Origin of the sequence: Pseudoalteromonas issachenkonii (genome assembly GCF_002310795.1) — a bacterium.
Lineage (GTDB): Bacteria > Pseudomonadota > Gammaproteobacteria > Enterobacterales > Alteromonadaceae > Pseudoalteromonas > Pseudoalteromonas tetraodonis.
Window position 1 is genome coordinate 2,522,349 of the sequence record NZ_CP011030.1, and the last position, 23,444, is coordinate 2,545,792.

The window sequence follows — 23,444 nt, forward strand, 5'->3', positions numbered from 1 at the left end:
ACAGCCTTTTTTAAATTACGAAGACGCTTTTTGGTAGGTATGAGCCGCAGCTACAAACCCTTCAAATAGCGGATGACCATCGCGTGGCGTTGAAGTGAATTCCGGGTGGAATTGCGCTGCAATAAACCAAGGGTGATCTTTATTTTCAATAATCTCTACTAGCTTTTTATCTTCAGATAAACCAGTAAAGCTTAAACCTGCTTGTTCAAGCTGTGCAACGAAGTTGTTATTAACTTCGTAACGGTGACGGTGACGTTCAACAATTTCGTCGCTGCCATACACTTCGTGTACTTTAGAGCCAGGCGTTAAATGGCATTTTTGTGCGCCTAAACGCATTGTGCCACCTAAATCAGACTTTTCATCACGTACTTCTACGTTACCCTCAGCGTCTAGCCACTCAGTGATTAAACCAACCACTGGAGCCTCTGAGTTTGCATTAAATTCCGTTGAGTTTGCATCAACTAAACCGGCAACATTTCGTGCGTATTCAATTAGCGCAACCTGCATACCTAAACAAATACCTAAGTAAGGCACTTTGTTTTCACGAGCATATTTAGCCGCTAAAATCTTACCTTCAACACCACGACCACCAAAACCACCTGGCACTAAAATAGCATCTAAGCGAGAAAGAATATCCGTTCCTTTAGTTTCTAAGTCTTGTGAATCAACGTATTGAATATTAATAGTTAAACGATTTTTTAGTCCCGCATGTTTTAATGCTTCGTTTACTGATTTGTATGCATCCGGTAATTCAATGTATTTACCAACCATACCAATTGTCACTTCACCCGTTGGGTTAGACTCTTGATACAATACTTGTTCCCACTCAGCTAAATCAGCCTCAGGCGCGTCTAAATGGAAACGACGACATACAAAGTTGTCTAACTCTTGCGACTTTAATAACGCAGGGATTTTATAAATACTGTCTACATCAGGCAGTGAAATAACGGCTTTTTCTTCAACGTTTGTGAACAATGCAATTTTTGCACGCTCGTTATTTGGCAGCTTACGGTCTGAGCGACAAATAAGAATATCTGGTTGAATACCTACCGAGCGTAACTCTTTAACTGAGTGCTGAGTTGGTTTTGTTTTCACTTCACCGGCAGGGCCTAAGAATGGCACTAAGGTTAAGTGAATAAAAAGTGCGCGTTCACGACCAATTTCTGTACCCATTTGACGAATTGCTTCGATAAATGGTTGTGACTCAATATCACCTACCGTACCACCAATTTCAACGATTGCTATATCATGGCCTTCAGCGCCATCATAAACACGTTGCTTAATGTCATTGGTAATATGAGGAATAACCTGAATAGTTGCGCCAAGATATTCACCACGTCTTTCACGACGTAGTACATCTTCATATACGCGCCCTTGCGTAAAGTTATTACGGCTGGTCATTTTGGTGCGAATAAAGCGTTCGTAGTGACCTAAATCAAGGTCCGTTTCTGCGCCGTCTTCGGTAACGTATACTTCACCGTGTTGAATTGGGCTCATTGTGCCTGGGTCAACGTTGATGTAAGGATCCAGCTTTAAAATGGTAACATCTAAGCCACGGGCCTCTAAAATAGCGGCCAACGATGCTGCTGCAATACCTTTACCCAACGAAGAAACAACTCCGCCAGTAACGAAGATAAATTTTGTACTCATGCGAACCCTAGAATATCAGGAATTAAAAGGAATATAATACCCAAACAAGTGATTTTGGAATATAAACAAGACGGGGCGAAATTGTACCAAAACATAGCTAAGCAATCCAGCTAAAATTGGTAAATCTGTGCACAAAAAACAAACATTTTTTATGTCCCTATTTATTTAGTTTTTTTATCGCATCCCATGCTGCATCCATTTCCTCTAAAGACGCAGAATCAATACATTTACCCTGTGCAATTAAGTAGTTTTGTACCTTCTCAAACCGTGCAGAAAACTTATCGTTGGCACTGCGAAGCAGTTGTTCGGGGTCGCGTTTAACATGGCGCGCTACATTAACGGTAGCAAACAGCAAATCACCTAGCTCTTCTGCTGTATGATCTGAGTCTGGGTCATGAGCTAAGGCTTCTTTCACTTCTTCAACCTCTTCACTCACTTTATCAATAGCACCGTGATAAGTTGGCCAATCAAACCCTAACGCAGCGACCCGTTGCTGAATTTTTTTAGCTTTTGTTAAGCTAGGTAAACTGTTTGGTATATCTTGCCAAAGCGCTGAGCTTTGATCTTGAGGTTTAGCCGCACGCTCTTGTGCTTTTATTGCTTGCCACTGCGCGGCTAATTCGGCATCAGTTGTGGGGGTGTCTTGCGATGAAAATACATGCGGATGACGGCGTATCAGCTTCTCATTTAATTGAGCCACTATATCATTAAAATCAAATAATTGCTGCTCTTGCGCTAGTTGCGCATAAAACACGATTTGAAATAACAGATCACCTAGTTCACCTTTAAGTTCATTTAAATCGTCGCGCTCAATACAATCAGCCACTTCATAGGCTTCTTCAAGAGTATGCGGCACGATTGACGCAAACGTTTGCTTGAGATCCCAAGGGCATCCGCCCTCAGGGTTTCTCAGTGTTTGCATTATTTCCAGCAGTTGGCTTATAGCCTCATTATTAGCCTGATTACTGCCCTCGTTTTGCACTGTGCACCCCTTCTATCTGGTGTAACTTAGAAAGCACTTTATTTGTGCCTTGTAAGTCATGCACTTCTATTTGCATCACAAAAATAGCCGTTTGAGTGCTATCAACCGTGTTGACATTCATATTGAGCACATTGACTTTTTCATTCGCCAAAGCAGAACTAATATCACGAATTAAACCAGACCGATCGCTGGCTTCAATACGAATAGTTAACGCGTAGGAGCTGCTAATATCATCTGACCAACTTACTGAAATAACGCGCTCTGGGTGCTTGTTTTTTAAATTACTAAACGAGTCACAATCCTCACGATGCACGGCAATGCCACGGCCTTGGGTAATATACCCAATAATTTCATCCCCAGGTACAGGGCGGCAACAGCGAGCAACATGACTCATTAAACTGCCTACTCCATCAACCACAATACCGTTTTTATCGCCAGTCACTTTACTGGGCGATTTAAAGCGAATAACCGGCTCGTGCTCCGTTCTATCGGTAATAAAGTTAAGCATTTGGTTAAGGCGAATATCGCCTGCACCAATGGCGACCATTAAGTCATCAAGCTCTCTAAAGTTAAAGCGCTTTATCGCTGGGTCTAAATCTTTGTAAGTTAACTCTAACTTTTGTAATTCGTTATCAAGGATTTCTTTACCCGCACTTAAATTTTTATCGCGGTCGAGCTGTTTAAACCAATGGTGGATTTTGGCTCTAGCGCGAGACGATTTAATATAACCCAGCGACGGGTTCAACCAATCACGGCTTGGATTTGGCTGCTTTTGGGTCAGTATTTCAACCTGATCGCCGGTACTTAATTGATGAGTAAACGGCACTATTTTGCCAAATATTTTTGCACCAATACACCGATGCCCTACATTGGAGTGAATGTAGTAAGCAAAATCAAGAGGTGTTGCTCCTAGTGGTAAGTCAAAAATGTCTCCACGTGGAGTAAACACATAGACCCGGTCTTCAACCACTTGATTTTTAAGCTCTTGCGCTAAATCGCTGCCATCAACCACTTCTTCTTGCCATTGCAGTAACTTACGCAACCAGCTAATTTTTTGCTCATAGCCTGAACCACGCCCTGGTAACGCACCTTCTTTGTACATCCAATGTGCGGCAACGCCCAGCTCTGCATCTTGATGCATGTCGTGCGTTCGTATTTGAATTTCAACAGTTTTACCTTCGGGGCCAAATACTACGGTATGAATAGACTGGTAGCCGTTTTGTTTTGGGGTTGCAACGTAATCGTCAAATTCTTTATTTAAATGGCGCCAATTAGTGTGCACTATGCCTAGGGCACCGTAGCAATCTTGCAGGCGCTCGACCACAATTCGCATCGCGCGTATGTCAAACAGCTGATCAAACTCGTAGTTCTTTTTCGCCATTTTTTTATAAATGCTGTAGATATGTTTTGGCCTGCCGTATACCTCGGCTTTAATACCCGCTTCATGTAGGCGCTGTTTTACTTGCTCAACCATATCAGCCATATACGCTTCACGGGCAAGGCGCTTATCATCAAGTTGTTTAGCTATATTTTTATAAATATCTGGGTGTAAATAGCGAAAGGCTAAATCCTCTAGCTCCCACTTTAATTGGCCAATACCAAGGCGATTAGCAAGCGGTGCAAATATATCCGCAGTCTCTTTGGCTGCAATCACTCGCTCTTCTTCAGCGGCATCTTTTACGTTGCGTAAATGGCACACCTGTTCGGCTAATTTAATCACCACGGCACGCACATCTTCCACCATAGCAAGCAACATACGGCGAATATTATCGACCTGCACGGTACCATTGCCTTGATGAGCTAACGTACTTATGGTGGCCATTTGCGACACACCCGTTAATAACACCGCAACATGATTTCCTAAATGCTCTTCGACAGCGTCAATGCTCACTACATCATTTAGATAATAAGGGGTTAAATAGGCGGTGGCTAACGAGTCAGCATCTAAATTTAGCTCAACCAAAATCTCCACCATCTCTATGGCGGTATTTTGGCGTTCGCTGTTATCACAAGTTTGGCAAAGTTGCTGCGCTTTATTGAGTAAGCTAATTTTTTCCTGAGACAAATCAAGAGATTCTACGCGTGAAAAAAAATCACCCGCTTTGTCATGTTGATGAGATTGACGTGTCGCTACCATAATGCGCTTTACCTCCGTTGAAATAACGCCATAGTTTCGATATGCCCCGTATGAGGGAACATATTCATTAGCCCTATTTTATTAAGTTCAAAGCCGGCTTGCGAAATAATAGCGCTGTCACGGGCTAAAGTAACAGGGTCGCAAGAGACATATAAAATCGCTTTAAACTGCGTTAATGGAAGCTGCTCTAAAACTGCCATAGCACCAGTGCGAGAGGGGTCGAGTACTAAAATATCTAACTCTTTATTAAACCACGGCGCTTTTTTAATACTCGTGGTTAAATCAAAACAATGAAATTGAGTATTTGTAATAGAGTTAGTGTGCGCATTTTGCGTCGCTAATGCAACCGCCGAAGTAACGCCTTCAATTCCTGTTACTGTTTTAGCCTGCTTTGCTAACACTAAAGAGAAGTTACCAATACCACAAAATAAATCCAGTACATTTTCATCACCTTGTAATGCTAACCAGCTCGCCGCTTGAATTAACATTGCCTGATTTAAACTCGCATTGACCTGAATAAAGTTATTTAGTCCAAATTCAAATTTTATATCTAACTGATCAAGCTTATAAAATGGCATCGCTAAATGGGCATGATCAATCATATCGCTATCACTTTGCCACACTAATTGCCAATGATGCGCCGAGACACTTTGCTCAACAAACGCTTTATCTGTGGGCGAAATGGCTTTTGTATGACGAATAACAATAAAGTGTTGCTCATCTGCAGCGCATAACTGCAAATGACTTATACTGTGCAGCGCCTTATTATGATTAATTATGTTATCAAATACGTTAAATACCTCTGCAAATACGTCACTTAATACTGGGCACTGATTAATGCTAACAATACTTTTAGAGCCACGTGCTCTATAGCCTACCCGCATTTTTTTTGCTGCTTTGTCGAACATTACGGCAATGCGGGCACTACGTCGGTAATGCGTTGCTTGGCTTAGCAGCGGAGCTTGCCAGTTCAAATCAGTTAATTTTGCAAACTTGGCAAATAATTGATTTACCGCCGCTTGCTTTTCAATGACTTGTTGTGTGGCATCTAAATGCTGTAACTGGCAACCACCGCATTGACTGTAATGTTCACAAATGGGTGTAGTGCGATATTCACTGGCTTTGAGTATTTTAAGCGTGTCAGCTTGGCTGTAACGTGCTTTATCATCAACTAACTTGGCTTTTACTCGCTCACCAGGTAATGCCCCACTGACAAAACACACTTTATTATTGTACTTAGCAATACCACGTCCGTGGTGATCCATTGCCGTTATATCAAGTTCAAGTGATTGCTGTTGAAGTGGTTTTTTCTTTGCTTTAAATATTTGTGCCATTAGGCATTACCTTAAAAGGTTGATGAATCACGTCTCTACCTAGATACTTTGAGAATAACTATGAGTATGTATATACTCACATTCAATAAAAATGATAATAATGCTCAGATTATGACCAAACTAGGCTTGCGCGATTCTGTTTTAACACTCACCCTGATCCCCACAGTGATCATCGGGCTATTACTAGGTGGTTATTTTACAATAAATCGTTACATTGAGCTTGATGAAATTTTATATCAACAAGGCACAACGATTGCTGAACCTCTGGCTATTGCACTTGAACAGCCTTTACTGGAAAAAAATAAAAAACTGCTTAATCGCATCATTCGCTATACACACAACAAACACTCCCCTTCGATTAAATCGATTGCCATCTTTAATGATAACAACCAACTTATTATAACCAGTAATTATCATCGCTCATTCGACACTTTAATTGAGCAAACGCAATTAAATGGCTTTAAAGCCACCTATGTTCAGCAAAGTGAAGACTTAGTAACCTTTTTCACCCCTATCATTAACCATACAACCCCCAATAGCGACTGGAATACTTCTGAGTTCCAAACCTCATTGGGCACCGTTGTGATTCAGCTTAACCGCGACAAAGCTGTTATTGGCCAACAACGTGCATTATTGGTCAGCGGTATTATTATTATTCTCGCCTTAGTATTAGCCGCTATTTTAGCGCTAAGACTTAGTCGGATGTTTATGACCCCGCTTAATAAGTTAGTACTTGCTACCGACAGATTGATTGAAGGTAAAAGACAAACCGGATTAACTGAACCCATGAATGGCGAGTTTGAGTTATTACGTGAGGGGCTCAATACCATCTCGCATTCTATGGTGATGCAAAAAGATGAAATGCAAAAAAATATTGATCAGGCAACCAGCGATTACCGCGAAACGCTTGAACAATACGAAACACAAAATATCCAGCTCACCATGGCTAAAAAAGAAGCGCAGGATGCTAACCGCGTTAAATCTGACTTTTTAGCTAAAATGAGTCATGAGTTACGCACCCCACTTAACGGGGTTATTGGATTTACCCGTCAGCTTTATAAAACGCCTCTGAATAAAAACCAAAAAGATTACCTTGATACCATAGAGCTTTCGGCTAACAGCTTAATGACTATTATTAGTGACATATTAGATTTCTCCAAGTTAGAAGCAGGAGCCATGGAGCTTGAGTCTATTCAGTTTCAACTGCGCGATAGCGTAAACGAAGTAATGACATTACTAGCACCTAGCGCACACGACAAACAACTTGAGCTTTCTATTTATATTAATCCTCAGGTGCCTGACCACTTAACCGGCGACCCCACACGGTTTAAACAAGTGCTGATTAACTTATTAAGTAACGCTATAAAATTTACTGAAAAAGGCGCGATAAAAGTTGATATTAGCCATCGTTTGCTTGATGAAGAGCGCACCTCTGTCTTGGTGTCAGTCGCAGATACTGGGGTAGGTATTCCAGCAGATAAACAAGACGCGCTATTCACCGCCTTTGGTCAAGCCGACTCCAGTATTACCCGCAAATTTGGCGGTACCGGCTTAGGGCTTATTATTACTAAACATATCGTTGAAGCAATGAGCGGCCGTATTACCTTAAATTCAGCCCCTGGTAGCGGAACTTGTTTTACCTTTAATGGTGTATTTAGATTACCAAATCATGTATTTATCAACGATTTGCCTACCCAGTCATTAATTGGTAAACGTGTTCTTTATTTAGAGCCGCATAAGCATACCCATCATGCTGTTGCCTCATTATTACAAGAGTGGAAAGTTAGTGTCACTCCTTGCTATAACGAAACCGAATTTTTAGAGTGCATAAAAAATTCAGAGATCAATTTTGATATTTGTCTTATTGGTCACATGGCATCAGTTGACGATATGCAGCGTTTAAAAAGCTATGTAAAAGCGGTTAGAGAATCAACCGATTATTTATATTTAATGCTCAATACCGTATCGCACAACATGCGCGAAGCCTTCATCGGCAGCGGCGCTGACGCCTGTTTGAGTAAACCTCTTAATCACCGAAAGCTATGTGAGCTGTTAGCAGCACCTTATCGACTCGACCACCCGGCACATAATATAGAACAGCATGAACAAACCCTGCTGCCACTAAAAGTGTTAGTGGTGGATGATAATGACGCTAATTTAAAATTAATTTACACCCTACTCAACGAGCAAGTTGAATTAATTGATACCGCGCATAATGGGTCACAAGCGTATAGTTTAAGCAAAAGCCATAAATATGATGTGATTTTTATGGATATTCAAATGCCTATAATGGATGGTATTACAGCCTGTAAACTCATTAAAGAGTCATCTTTGAATGAAGATACTCCTATTATTGCCGTAACTGCGCATGCACTTAATAGTGAAAAAGAACAGTTATTGAAAGATGGTTTTGAAGGTTATTTAACTAAGCCTATCGATGAAGATATGCTAAACCAGATTATTTGCGATCATAGCCCGCAATTACCAGTGAGTCGTGATAAGTCAAAAAGCACATTTGAACATAGCCCTGCTCCTTTTGATAGCACTCGCCTTGACTGGACGCTGGCATTGCAACGTGCAGGCGGTAAAGCAGAATTAGCCAATGAAATGCTTAATATGTTACTGCTAAGCGTGCCCGAAACCCTAAACTTACTAAATCAAGCAATAACCAGCGAAGATTGCCCTCAAGTACTTAGCGTTATCCATAAATTTCATGGCGCATGCTGCTATACAGGTGTACCAAAATTAAAAACATTGGCTGAAACGATCGAAACATCACTTAAAAATGAATGTACGCTTGAGAATATTGAGCCCGAGTTATTTGAGTTGCAAGACGAGCTTGAAAACTTACTTGTTGATGCCAACATTGATATCACTAATAAATAAGCTCGTCTTTAATATCGTTAATTATAACTCTACGCGCGAGCTTCAAGCATTAAGCGTTTCATATCACGAACCGCTTTATCTAAACCGTCAATGGCTGCGCGGGCAATAATAGCGTGGCCAATGTTTAGCTCATAAATCTCTGGCATCGCCGCAATTGGTTTTACATTGTGATAATGCAGACCATGGCCAGCATTAACAATTAAACCAATACTGGCTGCATATTTCACCCCTTGGCGAATGTGCTCAAGCTCTTTGGCAGTGTCTTCATCGTTGGTGGCATCTGCGTAAGCCCCAGTGTGAATTTCAACATAAGGTGCACCACACGCTTTTGCTGCATCTAACTGCGCTTTATCAGCATCAATAAACAGCGATACTTTAATTCCAGCTTGCGTTAATGTTTTAGTTGCAGCGGCTATTTTATCGATATTGCCTGCCACATCTAAGCCCCCTTCAGTGGTAAGCTCTTCACGTTTTTCAGGCACTAAGCATACATATTCAGGTTTAACCTCAAGTGCAATAGCAATCATTTCATCGGTTACTGCGGTTTCAAGGTTCATACGTGTTTGAATGGTTTTAGCCATTACATACACATCGCGGTCTTGAATGTGTCTGCGGTCTTCGCGTAAATGAATAGTAATGCCATCAGCACCGGCATGCTCTGCAACACTGGCTGCATGGGCAGGATCAGGATAAGAAGTGCCTCGTGCTTGGCGAAGCGTTGCAATATGATCTACGTTCACGCCTAGAAGAATATCTTTCATTTTTGTACCTGTGAAATTTGTTTATTGAGAGGCCGTAAATAATTCACGACTTTTTAATGGCTTGTTGCCCAACAATGGTTTTAATAAATAACGACTTAATTGCTTTGCCATATATAACACATCCGCTTGGCTAAAGTCATGATTTGCTATAGCATTGAGTTGTGAACCAGTAAACCCAGAACGCGAGTCGTGTTGCACCGCAAAGCCCACTTCTGCAAAGTAGCTATACGTTTGCGTGTCATCAATTGGCTCACCATCCGCATCAAAACTAAAATCAACCCCATAACCTAGTAGCTCTAGCAATTGAAACTCATAAGAGCGAAGCACTGCTTGCATGTCAGTCCCGCTATTAAGGTTTTCTAGGTGAGTTTTATAAAGTTGAAAAACCTGATCAATGGGTTCATTAATCGGCACAATTCGGTTGGTTAATTCATTTAAATAAAAGCCACAGTAAAGCTTATCACCGGTTAAAAATAACGGATTACCATGAAGCTCAAATTTATTGATGTACTTTAAATCGTATTTGCCATTGTAATGGACGAGTAAGGCTTGAAATGGTTGGAGTTGGGCTTTGTATTTAGTGGCCTGGCGGCCACTAACTCGTGCGAGCATTCTAAGCTGGCCAACGCCTTCTACTAGCATATCGAGCATTACTTGCGAGTCGCTATATGGACGCCGATGTAATAAATAAGCTTTATAGAAATCGCTGTCCATAAATTATGCTGCGTATAAAATGTTAATCTTCACCGTAACCTAAGCTTCTTAAGGCACGCTCATCGTCAGCCCAGCCCGATTTAACTTTAACCCACAGTTCTAAAAACACTTTATTTTCAAGCATTTCCTCTAAGTCTTTACGCGCTTCACGGCCGATTACTTTTAGCTTTTCGCCTTTGTTACCAATTACCATGCGCTTTTGCGTTTCACGCTCAACTAGTATCAGGCCATTAATATGCCAAATACCGTTTTCTTGCCATTTAAACTGCTCTATTTCCACAGTCACTGAATACGGTAACTCTTCACCCATAAAGCGCATTAGCTTTTCACGGATAACTTCAGCCGCCATAAAGCGCATTGAGCGGTCAGTTACGTAGTCATCAGGAAAATAAAATTCGCACGGTGGTAAGCGCTTAGTCACTTCTTCTTTGATCAGGTTAATGTTTTTACCCTGAGTCGCAGATACAGGCATAATACCGACAAAATCAAACTTATCGCCTAAAAACTTCATATGTGGAAGTACAAGGTCGCGATCTTTCACTTGGTCAATTTTGTTAATAACTAACAATACCGGCTTGCCACTTTGGCTTACTTTGTTAAGTACCATGTCGTCATCGGCATTCCAATGAGTGCCTTCAACCACAAAAATGATCAGCTCAACATCACCAATTGAGCTAGACGCTGCACGGTTCATTAAACGGTTAATAGCACGCTTTTCTTCAACGTGCAGGCCTGGGGTATCGACGTACACCGCTTGGTGCTTACCCTCAGTATGAATACCCATAATACGGTGGCGCGTGGTTTGTGGCTTACGTGAGGTAATACTGACTTTTTGCTCAATAATTTCATTAAGAAGTGTTGATTTACCCACATTAGGACGGCCAACAATCGCAACCATGCCACAAAATGTGTCTATTTCGCCTTCATGAGGCTGTATTAAGGTATCAAGATTCATTTTTAAGTATCTTCAATGCTTTTTCGGCCGCTTTTTGTTCGGCTTTACGCCGTGAGCTGCCAACAGAAATAATGCTATCCATTCCATCAACGATACATTCAACCGTGAATGTTTGATTGTGTGCCTGACCTTTAGTATCAACTACGGTGTAGCCTGGTAATGATAGCTTACGAGCTTGCAAATACTCTTGCAGCAGGGTCTTAGGATCTTTTTGGTTAAGCCCTGGTGAAATAGCATCTAAACGTGATTCATACCACGCTAAAATAAGCTCGCCGCAGCGATCTATGTCTGAATCTAAAAATACAGCGCCAATAATAGCTTCAACTGCATCCGCTAGGGTTGACTCGCGTCTAAAACCACCACTTTTTAGCTCGCCAGGACCTAAGCGTAGGTAATCACCAAGCTCAAATTCAAGGCCAAATTCAGCTAACGTCTGGCCGCGAACTAAAGTCGAACGCATGCGGCTTAAATCGCCTTCGCGTGCTTTAGGAAATTTAGCGTACAGTGCATTGGCAATGACAAAGCTCAAAATTGAGTCGCCCAAAAATTCGAGTCGCTCGTTATGTTGACCTTTGTGGCTGCGATGCGTCATTGCTTGCTCAAGTAACCCTTGATCAGCAAATGTGTAGCCAATTCTTTTGTATAACTCTGTTACATTTTTTTTCATTGTTACTGAATATTACCTAGGCGTTCAAAACGAACACCAGTTGGAACCCATCCTGGTAAAATGTCATCTGGGCCATTATCAAATTCAAAACTCATCCATATAAAGACAGCTTTACCCACCAAGTTTTCTTTTGGTACAAAGCCCCAAAAGCGACTATCTTGGCTGTTATCGCGATTATCACCCATCATAAAGTAATGATCAGCTGGAACCACCCATTCATCCGCAGGTGTGCCCAATTGCTGGTAGTAACGCCCCTTACGTTCAGGCGATTTTGGGTTGATTAAAATGTCATGGTTAGTCGTGGTTAAATCTTCATTTAAACGCGCTAAATCCATTGGGCCTTGCTTAAATTCATTATCATTAATTAATTTAAAATCAATTTTATTGAATTCATTACAAAGAAGTGCGCCCTTTTGAACTTCGCCTTCTTCGCATTTTGGTTGAATATATAAACGCTTATCACGATAAACAATTTTATCGCCAGGTAAACCTATAGCACGTTTAATATAGTCCACTCTCTCATCTAACGGGTATTTAAAAACAACAATATCGCCACGCTCTGGTTCGCTTACATCCACTAATTGGCTGCGCCATACTGGGTCTTTAATCCCATAAGAATACTTTTGCACTAAAATAAAATCACCCACTAATAAGGTGGGCATCATTGAACCCGATGGGATCTGAAACGGCTCAAAAATAAATGATCTAAAAATAGTGATAGCAGCAATCATCGGAAAAATCGACTTTGCTGTTTCAGTAATCATTGGCTCAGGCGCAATCAATGCTGCGGTTTCTTCATCAAGTTGACCACCGGCAGAAGTTTGAGCAATTGCTAAACGTTCCTGCCTTTTAGGGGCAAACATTAAGTGATCTATTAACCATATTAGACCTGAGCCTAAAGTTAACAACACCAATAAAACTGAAAAGTAGCCAGCCATTTATTATCCTTTATTTTTATTTACCAACTTTCAAAATGGCTAAGAACGCTTCTTGAGGCACTTCAACGTTACCAAGTTGCTTCATTCGCTTTTTACCATCTTTTTGTTTTTGAAGTAATTTCTTCTTACGGCTCACGTCACCACCGTAACATTTAGCGATTACGTTTTTACGTAGTTGCTTAACAGTTGTTCGGGCGATTACATGTTGACCAATTGCTGCCTGAATCGCAATATCAAACATTTGACGTGGTATAAGTTCTTTTAACGCATCAGCAAGCTGTCGACCACGTGATTGTGCGCTGTCGCGGTGAACAATGATAGCCAATGCATCCACACGCTCGCCATTGATAAGTATATCTACACGTACCATGTCTGAAGTTTGGAAATGCTTAAAGTTATAATCAAGCGAGGCAAAACCACGGCTTGTTGATTTTAGCTTATCAAAGAAGTCCATTACCACTTCAGCCATTGGCAGTTCATACGTTACTGCAACCTGCTTACCGTGATAACTCATTTTAGTTTGCATACCGCGCTTATCAACACATAAGGTGATTACGCTGCCTAAGTACTCTTGTGGAACTAAAATATTAGCTTCTACAACCGGCTCACGTATCTCTAAAATATCGTTAACTGGCGGAAGATCAGACGGGTTATCAATTTGCGTCGTGCCCTCTTTAGTTACCACCTCGTAAATAACCGTTGGTGCCGTGGTGATTAAATCAATGTCGTATTCACGCTCTAAACGCTCTTGGATAATTTCCATGTGTAACATGCCCAAGAATCCACAACGGAAACCAAACCCTAACGCAGTTGAATTTTCTGGTTCAAAGAATAACGAGGCATCGTTTAAGCTAAGTTTGTTAAGGGCATCGCGGAATGACTCGTAATCATCAGAGGCTATTGGGAACATACCCGCATAAACTTGCGGCTTAATTTTTTGAAAACCAGGTAAGCGTAGTGGTGCCGCATTTTTTTGATGAGTAATGGTATCACCCACCGGTGCACCATGTATTTCTTTGATACCAGCAATAACAAAGCCTACTTCACCAGTGCGTAAAACACCGGTGTTAGTTTGTTTAGGCGTAAAAATCCCTACATGATCTGCGGTATGTACGTTCTCGTTTGACATGATTTTAATTTTGTCGCCCGCGCGAAGTTCGCCATGTTTGATACGCACTAGCGATACAACGCCTTGGTACGGGTCAAACCAAGAATCGATAATTAGCGCTTGTAATGGCGCGTCTTTATCACCAACTGGTGGCGGTACATCTTTAACGATCATTTCAAGTACTTCAGCAATACCTACACCTGTTTTGGCGCTACATTGCACGGCATCAAGGGCATCAATACCAATAATGTCTTCAATTTCTTCGGCTACACGTAATGGATCAGCTTGCGGTAAATCAATTTTATTAAGTACCGGTATAACTTCTAAGTCCATTTCAATGGCGGTGTAACAGTTTGCTAATGTTTGCGCTTCTACGCCTTGACCAGCATCAACAACGAGCAGTGCCCCTTCACAAGCCGCTAACGAACGCGATACTTCATAGGTAAAGTCAACGTGCCCAGGGGTGTCGATAAAGTTAAGCTGGTAAGTTTCACCATCATTCGCTTTATAATTTAAGGTTACACTTTGTGCCTTGATGGTAATGCCACGTTCACGTTCAATATCCATTGAATCCAGAACTTGCTTCTGCATTTCACGGTCGGTTAAACCACCACAAACTTGGATCAAACGGTCAGAAAGGGTCGATTTACCATGGTCAATGTGGGCGATGATCGAAAAATTACGGATATGCTTCATAAACTGGATTCTAAACTTCTATTTTAAAGGACTAAGGTCATATGCCTAAATAACTTGAAAATACTTGCTGTGTATTTTCAAGTTACTGTGGCATAAAAACGCAATTTTACATTTAATTGGCGTCAATCACCATCTATTTGAGTTAAAGGGAGGCTAATTGGATGAATTTTTATCACTTTTATCTCATGTCTTAATGATTTCACCCATGTTTTAGCAATTAAAAAGCCGGTGATCCCACCCAATATCGCGGCTAAAATTTGCCAGCCTTCGGCTAACAATATCAATTCACTGGCTATTAAAGCGAATATTAAACTCAAAAACAAAGGCAGCATGTAAACTGCAAAGGCATGCTTTACAACATGGCTATCATCCAATGACAAAGTTACTTTTTGGCCTATTTCTAACTGTGTTTCAAATTTATAAGGTAATGTTTTTTTGGCGGTACCAAATAACTTACTAAACACTTGTGAGCCACAACGTCCATTACAGCCTTCACAGGCCTGTTTTTGTTGGGCTTCTAAATGCGCAACGTGGCCACTAAGGGCCACGACGGTTAACGTTTGTTCAATCATAGTTTAGTTACTTTATAATGCCCGCGATACAGACTCAGCAATGGCTTTGGCACTCATGGTTGGAATGTTTCCCACCACAGAGACATCAAAATTTCCGCCGTTGTGTACATAAATCGTAGTTGCCCCTGAGGTGAGGGCACCGCTTAAACGCTTACCCGGTAGTGGTCGTTGTACAAACACCGATACTTCAACAAACCCATCAGAAAATAAATAATAATCTGTTAATTCATTATTTAAGTCGAGCTTATGCCTGTCTGACTTAAGTAATTCAAACCCCTCAGGTAACCAGCCAATAGTCCAGTTCATGGCATTCGCTTTAGTTTGTTCGTCAATTGAATTGGCAGGTAATGGGGTTGGAAAGTTACGATTAAGCACTTCTAATAATAAGTTTGCCGGTTGCTCAGTCACGCTAATATGAGTGAGCTGTAATTGCTCAAGCGCTTCACCTTGATGATTAACATACGCCGCTTTTAATAATAACGACGACTCAGTATCAATCCATATCCAATAGTTGTATTTGTCTTCGTTTTTAGATTCAATTCGAACTAATTGCGCGGGACGCCCAGCAATACGGCCTTTACCACCAAGCACAAAATCATAATGCGCACTTAAGCGGTTAATATCTTTAAAAAGCACTTCAGGAATAGGGCCGGCAATTGAGTCGGTTGTTAATGAATACGGCTCTGATTGTGGCTCAAAATAGGTAACTTGGTTGTCAATGCGGATCATTTCAAGGCCAGCACCGTTGAGTAAACTCAAATGCTCAAGCTCAACGTCCCCCTGTTTAGCATGCACCCAACGGTAGGGCTCCATACTTTTGCCTTTAACAACAACAAAAGAGGCATCAAAATTACGTGTATGAACTGCACTGGCCATTTCAAGCAGTAAATCTTTAGCGGGGTTTGTGTCATTGGCGAAAGCATTAAAACTTAACACCAACGACATAACAAAAGTTATTACTTTCATCTAATTAGTTTTTTTCCTCTTGTGACGTTTCATCTGTTTTCGCAGTTTTCAACGAATGAGCCACACGTGCTTGACGCTGGTGTTCAAGTACTAGAGCGCCAATACGTTGCTGTTGAAGCTCTCGTAAGCCTTTCTCTGCGTTCTCTAGCGCCGGTGCTGATGAATAACTCACTGGCGATGCCATGCCGGTTAACGGCGTGGTTTGTAATAAAGGAATTTCGTTTTGCACAGCATCTTCACCTTGCGGCAAGGTGTTCACGCCAACAATAGTAAACATTGCCACGCTAGCTGCAATTGCTAACTGCGCAACCGGCTTGCGCCAATTAAACGCCACGATTTTATTATCGGCTTCAGTATTTACCGGCTTTGCCACACTTTCAGACTGGCTAAAGTCTGCATAAACCGGCTCACTATCAAGTGCTAACGAAATGCGATCGCTAATATCAAAATCCATATTTTTGTTGTTTTCTTTAGCTCGCATTGCATCACCGATTAACGCGTAACGGCCAAATGTAGCTACATCAGCAGATGCAATCTCGGCATCATTTAATGCTTGCTCACCGTCAAGTAATGCTGATAACGATTCGTTATCTAAGCGGTTAACGTGTGCTTTTGTCATACTAAGACTCGCCTATTAATGGGTTTAATTTGTTATCAATTGCTTCACGGGCACGAAAAATACGCGAACGCACCGTCCCGACTGGGCAATCCATCACCATGGCTATTTCTTCATAGCTCATCCCCTCAATTTCTCTAAGGGTAATCGCGGTTTTTAGATCTTCAGGCAAACTATCAATCGTATTAAAAATAACAGCGCGTACTTCTTCGCTTAATAGTAAATTTTCAGGTGATGCGTTTGAACGCATTGAATCAGCACCCTCATAAAACTCGGCATCGTCAGCATCTATATCATTTGCTGGCGGTTTACGCCCTTGAGCCACTAAGTAATTTTTAGCACAATTAACGGCGATACGGTAAAGCCAAGTATAAAAAGCACTGTCACCACGAAAATTAGGAAGGGCACGATACGCTTTAATAAACGCCTCTTGTGCTACATCAGCAATGTCACCCTGATTTGATACATAACGTGAGATCAAACCGGCAATCTTGTTCTGATACTTCTTAACTAATAGGTTAAAGGCGTTTTTATCTCCCTGCTGAACCCTTTCCACTAACGCTAAATCTAATTCCTGCTCGCTCATTCGAGCCGGTACTCCTCTGATTGATTCTTGCTTATTATTCATAGTGTCGCCATTGTTCACACCTACTCTGACCCTTAGATGAATAAAAAGTTCTGCTGCATATTGTTTTTTTATAAAATAGCTAAAAAATTACGTATTTATACGCTAAAACCACTTAGTAGTAGTTCAACAAATATGGTACAACTATAAGTATTAAAAATAAATATTGCTCTATCTGAGCATTGTAACCGCAAAGTACCTCACAGATGAACCAAAATAAACATCACATTACCGATGTCGCTATTATTGGTAGCGGCGCAGCAGGCTTATCACTTGCTTTATCTTTGGCTAATTACTGTAACGTTACCGTAATTAGTAAAGGTGAATTAACCGAAGGTTCTACTCTTTATGCCCAAGGCGGAATTGCCGCTGTTTTTGATAAAAAAAATGACAGTATAGAGTCTCACGTTGAAGATACCTTAGACGCCGGTGGCGGTTTATGCGACAGAGAGGCGGTTCATTACACTGCCAGCAATGCTCATGACTGCCTGCAATGGCTGATTGACCAAGGCGTGCCTTTTGATATGGAGTTTGATAGCAAAGGTAAAGAGCGCTTTCATTTAACTCGTGAAGGTGGGCATAGCCACCGACGCATTTTGCATGCAGCCGATGCTACAGGTAAAGCTGTGCAAACAACCTTGATTAGCCAAGTTCAAGCGCACAGCAATATCACCTTGTTAGAGCATTACAACGCAATTGATTTAATTACCGATAAAAGTATTGGCAAAACGGGTTCACATGTTCATGGCATGTATGTGTGGAATAAAAAAGCCAAAAAAGTAGAAACAATTGGCGCAAAATTTGTTGCCCTAGCAACGGGTGGCGCAAGTAAAGTATACCTTTATACCTCTAACCCTGATGTTTCTAGCGGTGATGGTATTGCCATGGCATGGCGTGCAGGGTGTCGCGTTGCTAATATGGAATTTAATCAATTTCATCCAACCAGTCTTTATCACCCTGAGTTGCAAAACTTTTTAATTACCGAAGCAATGCGTGGTGAGGGAGCCTATTTAAAACGCCCAGATGGCACGCGATTCATGAAAGAGTTTGATGAGCGAGAAGAACTCGCCCCGCGCGACATAGTCGCGCGCGCTATCGATTTTGAAATGAAGCGCCTTGGTGCAAATTGCTTATATTTAGATATTAGCCACAAAGACAAAGATTTTATTATTGAACACTTCCCAACGATTTACGCCAAATGTTTAAGCGTAGGGCTTGATATCACCAAGGAGGCAATTCCTGTTGTCCCTGCTGCGCATTATACCTGTGGCGGCGTTATGACCGACTTTAATGGCAAAACCGACTTAGCTAATTTATACGCTGTAGGTGAAGTGGCTTACACTGGGCTGCACGGTGCTAACCGTATGGCAAGTAACTCATTATTAGAGTGCATTGTATTTGCCCATGCAGCAGCAAAAGACATTTTGAGTAAAATAGAGACCGCTCCTGCACTGGTTGAGTTACCTAGTTGGGATGAAAGCCGCGTATCTAACTCAGATGAAGAAATCGTGATCACCCATAACTGGCATGAGCTGCGATTATTTATGTGGGATTATGTTGGGATTGTGCGCTCAACCAAACGACTTGAACGCGCGCTTCATCGTGTTGAACTATTACAGCAAGAAATCCACGATTACTACGCGAACTTTAGAGTGAGTAATAACTTACTTGAGTTACGTAACTTAGTTCAAGTAGCCGAGCTTATAATTAGAAGTGCTATGGAACGTAAAGAAAGTCGCGGACTGCACTTTACCATTGACTACCCAGAGCAAAACGAAAATCCAACGCCAACTATTTTGACTCCAAAGCGCAATTAATTGCCGCAAGTGTTGCCCGTTTTAAACGCGCATAGCTTTGCTCATCAACACTATTGGCTGAGATAATCAGCCAATAGTTTTCACTAAAGCCATTAATATACAACCACACACTGCGACCAAGTAATCGGCTTTGCTTACCAATAACCCCTTGAATTAGCAGCTTTTCATTCTCAAAACGAAATTGATTTGGCTCTAATAATATAACGCCCTGCTCTGGCTGAGCAGCCACGATTTTTCGCCAAACGATAATGCCAGCAACGATATTAAGCGCAATGCAAAAAAGAGTTGCCAAAATAGAAGTGGTAAATAAGCATAATATTAAAGTTAGCACACAAAAAAAGACCACAATCTGTTTGTGGTCTGTCTGATTATTTGTGACGGTAAACCTATACACGAACTCGGTCTAAAATTAGCTCAACCATACTGTTTAGCTCAACGTCTTTACATTTTTCATGGCCCATAAACCAAGCAAATAAATCTGGGTCTTCTTGTGTTAATAAGCGCTGAAAAGTCGCCTGCTGTTTAGCATCTAACGAATCATAAGCTTCTTCAACAAACGGCATAAACAAAACATCTAGTTCTAACATGCCACGGCGGCAAGCCCAACGGATACGTGCTTTACTATGTATTTCAACCATTTTAAACCTCATATTTAATTAATTCGAGTTTAACAAATGCACGTTAATTTAACAGCACTAAATTATAAAAAAACAACGCTTGTTGGTGGCTGTACCATCGGCTTTAACTACGTTATTATGTGGTTTCATTTGTTATTGCAAAGAAGGTGTTTATGTCTCTGGTTTATGCATGTCCTTTATCACATCAGGTTATTAGCCTCTCAGGCACAGATAAATTATCTTACCTACACGGACAAATCACTCAAGATCTCAATAAAATCAACAACAACAACTTTTTGTGGACAGGTCACTGTAGCGCAAAAGGTAAGCTGTGGGGTGTATTTAAGCTATTTTCTTACCAGCAAAACTATTATTTAACCGGATCAAGTGCTGAAGTAGAACGCTCACTGGCTGAGTTAAAAAAATACGCTGTATTTGCAAAAGTTGAAATTAATAAAGCCCCAGAGCGATTAATTGGTTTATTAGGTGATGACCTAACTGATTTGCTTACGCAACTTGATATTCACTTTAGTGACGATGCCACAGCATGCGACTTTGCTAACGGCAAAGCCCTTAAACTTGCGCCAAACCGCGTTTTACTTATGGTTGATAGCCAATTTTGCTTACCTGATGAAGTATCTACCCTCGACAACGACGCTATGTGGCAACAGGCCTCACTGCTAGCTGGTGAGCCTCAGTTAAGCGTTGATGCAATTGATGAGTATGTGCCGCAAATGGTTAACCTTCAAGCCATCAATGGCATCAGTTTTAAAAAGGGTTGCTACACCGGCCAAGAAACCGTCGCACGTATGAAATACTTAGGTAAAAATAAACGTGCCATGTATATCGTTACAGGGCAAAGTGAAGGATTGCTCGATGCACCCGATATCGAAACCCAGTTAGGTGAAAACTGGCGCCGCGCGGGCAAACTTATTGCGCAAAGCTTTAATGAAAAAACACACACTTTAACTGGCTTAGTTGTGTTGCCAAACGATACTGACACCGCTCAGGTTCTTCGTGCAAAACATACCCCTTCGGTAGAGCTAAACATTCTGCCTCTACCTTACTCTCTTGAAGATGAATAATAGGAATGACTATGATCGTTGCAGCAAATAAAGTGGTAAAAATGCATTACTCTGTACTAGATAATGACGGCAATACCATTGATAACTCATTTGGCGGTGAGCCATTAATTTTTATCGTTGGTACGGGTTACCTGATCTCAGGACTTGAAAACGCGCTGCAAGGCAAACAAGCTGGCGATACACTAAGTGTAAAAGTTGAACCTGAAGAAGGTTACGGTGAACGTCATGATCACCTAATGCAAGCCGTGCCAAAATCAATGTTTGAAGGCATGGACATTGAAGTGGGCATGCAATTTCGTGCAACCACCGATGACGGCGACCAGTCAGTCATGATCATCGATATTCAAGACGAAGAAGTGATTGTTGATGGTAACAACCCACTCGCTGGTATTACGCTCAATTTTGATGTAGAGATTTTAGAAGTACGCGATGCAACGGCTGAAGAGCTTGAGCATGGCCATGTACATGGTGAAGGCGGTTGTGGTCACGACCACTAAACCCTAATCCAGTAATAAAAAAAGCGCCTCAGGCGCTTTTTTTATAGCATATTATTATGCGTACGTAATTTAACTTGAGGCTCTGCTGCTGGTGCTTCGCCAGGGGTTATTTTATCTTCAAGCGCAGCAACTAATCCGGCTTGGTCATTAGTGCCTAAGCGGTATTGGCTGCCATCTTTAAGCGTTAATTGCACGGCACTAAAGCCTGATACTGAATAAATCCAACCATCATGCGTAATGCGAATACCAATACCGTGACGGTATGAGTTTTGTACTGCTTTTACGTCAACTATGTCCTCTAGTGCTAATTTTTGACCCGCAACGCCTGGACCAAATGCCCAGCTAATATGGGCTTCATCAACTTTAATGGTTAAACCATGAAATAAAAAACCCACCAGCAATAAAATACCTGCAAATACCATTAACGGCACATCGGCACCCATTAAATTCCATGCAAGTGCAACAAACCCACCTATCCATGCCAATACTACAAATATAAATACCGCATACTGCTTATGCTGATACATAACACTCTCAATTAAAAAGTTAAAAAATTAAAAACTGTATACTAACGTTGCGCTGAGCTCTGAATCATATTTAAGCTTATCTTCTTCAGGCTTAGAGTTATAACGGTACATATAAGCAAACTTGAGCGATACAGCCCCAACCACTTGGCTAATTAAGGCGGTTTCTGACTTTAACCGTGAGTTAAGCCCAGATAAAGACTGCTCTATACTAATGTCTTGATTAAATCGGGTGCGCTTAGATACTAATCGCTCCCATTGCATGGCAATACGTAACAAGTAACCCATTTTGTCTTTATCATCTTCGCTTATTGTTGACTCATCATCAGCAACGGAGCGATATAAACCAGGGCCAATATCTATATCTACTTTGTTTTTAACCCCTTGATAAATACGTGCACCATAGCCGGTTGCCACCGTACTTTTAAAATCCAGACCGCTAAATTCATCCTCTTCATAATCGCCATAAATAAAGAAAGACGAATTTTTAACACCAACTTTATAGTTACCCTGCGCAGAAACAAACACGCGATTAGCCGTAACATCCGACTGGCCCGTTTCTTCATTTTCGTCACGTTTGTATAAGGAATCTATTTTGAATTGATTACGCCAGTTTTCAAAATCTTGGTAAAGATTACCTTTGAGTTTAAAACTGGTTGAGTTGGTATTACCTTTACTTAAAATAAAACCAAACTCGGTATCACCATAAAGTACTTCGCCTTTGTGTAGCTCATGAATTTCTTCATCAGAGAGCTCCCCATATTGATGAAAATCTTCAAAGGGATCCACTGCCCAGCTGTAGGAGCTAAATAATAAAAGCAGTAATACAACGTACTTTCGCAAAATACATTCTCTTGCAAATGGTAATAATGAAAAGGGGCCGAAAAAGTTATTCACTTTCTTTCCATAAAATATGGCAAAAAGGCGCGTCTTTATCACGGCTAATTAAAATTTTCGCAAATAAGACGTCTTCGTTATCAAACTCAAGGCCCACTAATACTTGAATAAAATGCTCAGGCTCTATTTCTAGTGCAACAAAATCTTGCCACTGTTCATCGGGCTCATCTTCTTCAATAAAGCCAAGTTCTTCACGATGCAGGTTAAATTCTTCAACATCTTTATCACTCAGGTTGTTGGGAGCCAGCTCCAAAAAAATATCATAAGCTTGATGGGTTGCTTCTTCTACCGTAAATAAACGTGGACCTGACATGAGTGGTTAACCTCTGAGCTTTTAAGTTGGCGCCATAATATCAAAAGTTGTTAGTGTTTTGATAAAAAAAACACGTTAAATACTGAC

At 41.2% G+C, this 23,444-nt stretch carries 23 protein-coding genes; 4 read left to right on the forward strand and 19 right to left on the reverse strand.

Annotated elements, in window-relative coordinates; all coding sequences use genetic code 11:
* Nucleotides 1-15 precede the first annotated feature (15 nt).
* From PISS_RS11745 to rlmD, 4 genes are all read right to left on the reverse strand, one after another.
* Nucleotides 16-1,650 carry a CTP synthase gene (locus tag PISS_RS11745; RefSeq protein ID WP_013465625.1) on the reverse strand — a complete coding sequence of 545 codons (1,635 nt, stop codon included), beginning with the start codon at nt 1,648-1,650 and terminating at the stop codon, nt 16-18.
* 157 nt (nt 1,651-1,807) lie between these two features.
* Nucleotides 1,808-2,632, reverse strand: coding sequence for a nucleoside triphosphate pyrophosphohydrolase (gene mazG, locus PISS_RS11750; protein ID WP_058155120.1), 825 nt, complete (start codon nt 2,630-2,632; stop codon nt 1,808-1,810).
* Nucleotides 2,613-4,769, reverse strand: coding sequence for a GTP diphosphokinase (gene relA / locus PISS_RS11755; RefSeq protein WP_013465627.1), 2,157 nt, complete (start codon nt 4,767-4,769; stop codon nt 2,613-2,615). Before relA ends, mazG begins: the two co-directional genes overlap by 20 nt.
* An 8-nt stretch (nt 4,770-4,777) precedes the next feature.
* Nucleotides 4,778-6,103 carry a 23S rRNA (uracil(1939)-C(5))-methyltransferase RlmD gene (gene rlmD / locus PISS_RS11760; RefSeq protein ID WP_058155122.1) on the reverse strand — a complete coding sequence of 442 codons (1,326 nt, stop codon included), beginning with the start codon at nt 6,101-6,103 and terminating at the stop codon, nt 4,778-4,780.
* Nucleotides 6,104-6,214: 111 nt separating this feature from the next.
* On the opposite strand from rlmD, the gene barA reads away from it, so the two are divergent.
* A complete protein-coding gene (barA, locus tag PISS_RS11765; RefSeq protein WP_013465629.1) occupies nt 6,215-8,989 on the forward strand; it encodes a two-component sensor histidine kinase BarA in 2,775 nt (924 codons plus the stop codon).
* A 29-nt stretch (nt 8,990-9,018) separates the two neighbouring features.
* Here barA and pdxJ read toward each other — a convergent pair whose 3' ends face one another.
* From pdxJ to rpoE, 10 genes are all read right to left on the reverse strand, one after another.
* Entirely contained in the window at nt 9,019-9,750 is a 732-nt protein-coding gene (gene pdxJ, locus PISS_RS11770; RefSeq protein WP_010387803.1) for a pyridoxine 5'-phosphate synthase, read from the reverse strand.
* Between the two features lie 21 nt (nt 9,751-9,771).
* Complete coding sequence (recO, locus tag PISS_RS11775; protein ID WP_013465631.1) at nt 9,772-10,464, reverse strand: DNA repair protein RecO; 693 nt, start codon at nt 10,462-10,464, stop codon at nt 9,772-9,774.
* Between the two features lie 22 nt (nt 10,465-10,486).
* Nucleotides 10,487-11,419 carry a GTPase Era gene (gene era, locus PISS_RS11780; RefSeq protein ID WP_013465632.1) on the reverse strand — a complete coding sequence of 311 codons (933 nt, stop codon included), beginning with the start codon at nt 11,417-11,419 and terminating at the stop codon, nt 10,487-10,489.
* Nucleotides 11,409-12,086 carry a ribonuclease III gene (gene rnc, locus PISS_RS11785; protein WP_008466504.1) on the reverse strand — a complete coding sequence of 226 codons (678 nt, stop codon included), beginning with the start codon at nt 12,084-12,086 and terminating at the stop codon, nt 11,409-11,411. Before rnc ends, era begins: the two co-directional genes overlap by 11 nt.
* A gap of 2 nt (nt 12,087-12,088) precedes the next feature.
* Nucleotides 12,089-13,024, reverse strand: coding sequence for a signal peptidase I (lepB, locus tag PISS_RS11790; protein ID WP_013465633.1), 936 nt, complete (start codon nt 13,022-13,024; stop codon nt 12,089-12,091).
* A 16-nt stretch (nt 13,025-13,040) separates the two neighbouring features.
* Nucleotides 13,041-14,828 (reverse strand): translation elongation factor 4, encoded by a 1,788-nt coding sequence (lepA, locus tag PISS_RS11795; RefSeq protein WP_013465634.1) that lies wholly within the window; start codon nt 14,826-14,828, stop codon nt 13,041-13,043.
* 122 nt (nt 14,829-14,950) lie between these two features.
* Entirely contained in the window at nt 14,951-15,400 is a 450-nt protein-coding gene (locus PISS_RS11800; RefSeq protein WP_013465635.1) for a SoxR reducing system RseC family protein, read from the reverse strand.
* 12 nt (nt 15,401-15,412) lie between these two features.
* A complete protein-coding gene (locus PISS_RS11805; protein WP_016899682.1) occupies nt 15,413-16,366 on the reverse strand; it encodes a MucB/RseB C-terminal domain-containing protein in 954 nt (317 codons plus the stop codon).
* 4 nt (nt 16,367-16,370) lie between these two features.
* On the reverse strand, nt 16,371-16,985 hold the full coding sequence (locus PISS_RS11810) for a sigma-E factor negative regulatory protein (protein WP_024602341.1): 615 nt from the start codon (nt 16,983-16,985) through the stop codon (nt 16,371-16,373).
* Between the two features lies 1 nt (nt 16,986).
* Nucleotides 16,987-17,568: an RNA polymerase sigma factor RpoE gene (gene rpoE / locus PISS_RS11815; RefSeq protein WP_058155123.1), complete on the reverse strand. Its 582-nt coding sequence runs from the start codon at nt 17,566-17,568 to the stop codon at nt 16,987-16,989.
* A gap of 245 nt (nt 17,569-17,813) precedes the next feature.
* Here rpoE and nadB point away from each other — a divergent pair, with 245 nt between their 5' ends.
* On the forward strand, nt 17,814-19,424 hold the full coding sequence (nadB, locus tag PISS_RS11820; RefSeq protein WP_013465638.1) for an L-aspartate oxidase: 1,611 nt from the start codon (nt 17,814-17,816) through the stop codon (nt 19,422-19,424).
* Here the strand turns inward: nadB and PISS_RS11825 are convergent.
* Nucleotides 19,399-19,755: a hypothetical protein gene (locus PISS_RS11825; protein ID WP_013465639.1), complete on the reverse strand. Its 357-nt coding sequence runs from the start codon at nt 19,753-19,755 to the stop codon at nt 19,399-19,401. The two genes, nadB and PISS_RS11825, sit on opposite strands and share 26 nt — an antisense overlap.
* Before the next feature lie 55 nt (nt 19,756-19,810).
* Entirely contained in the window at nt 19,811-20,062 is a 252-nt protein-coding gene (locus PISS_RS11830; RefSeq protein WP_013465640.1) for an FAD assembly factor SdhE, read from the reverse strand.
* A 152-nt stretch (nt 20,063-20,214) separates the two neighbouring features.
* Here PISS_RS11830 and ygfZ point away from each other — a divergent pair, with 152 nt between their 5' ends.
* Nucleotides 20,215-21,126, forward strand: coding sequence for a CAF17-like 4Fe-4S cluster assembly/insertion protein YgfZ (gene ygfZ, locus PISS_RS11835; RefSeq protein WP_016899678.1), 912 nt, complete (start codon nt 20,215-20,217; stop codon nt 21,124-21,126).
* A gap of 11 nt (nt 21,127-21,137) precedes the next feature.
* Entirely contained in the window at nt 21,138-21,623 is a 486-nt protein-coding gene (locus PISS_RS11840; protein WP_013465643.1) for an FKBP-type peptidyl-prolyl cis-trans isomerase, read from the forward strand.
* A 41-nt stretch (nt 21,624-21,664) separates the two neighbouring features.
* On the opposite strand, the gene PISS_RS11845 is transcribed toward PISS_RS11840, so the two are convergent.
* Genes PISS_RS11845 through PISS_RS11855 form a run of 3 tightly spaced genes read right to left on the reverse strand, consistent with a single transcriptional unit; the run spans nt 21,665 to nt 23,357 of the window.
* Nucleotides 21,665-22,150, reverse strand: a complete 486-nt coding sequence (locus tag PISS_RS11845; RefSeq protein WP_013465644.1) for a hypothetical protein — start codon at nt 22,148-22,150, stop codon at nt 21,665-21,667.
* A gap of 27 nt (nt 22,151-22,177) precedes the next feature.
* Nucleotides 22,178-22,990 carry a DUF481 domain-containing protein gene (locus PISS_RS11850; protein WP_013465645.1) on the reverse strand — a complete coding sequence of 271 codons (813 nt, stop codon included), beginning with the start codon at nt 22,988-22,990 and terminating at the stop codon, nt 22,178-22,180.
* A 46-nt stretch (nt 22,991-23,036) separates the two neighbouring features.
* The gene (locus PISS_RS11855) at nt 23,037-23,357 is read right to left on the reverse strand and encodes an HI1450 family dsDNA-mimic protein (protein ID WP_013465646.1); all 321 of its coding nucleotides are present in this window, start codon (nt 23,355-23,357) and stop codon (nt 23,037-23,039) included.
* Nucleotides 23,358-23,444 lie beyond the last annotated feature (87 nt).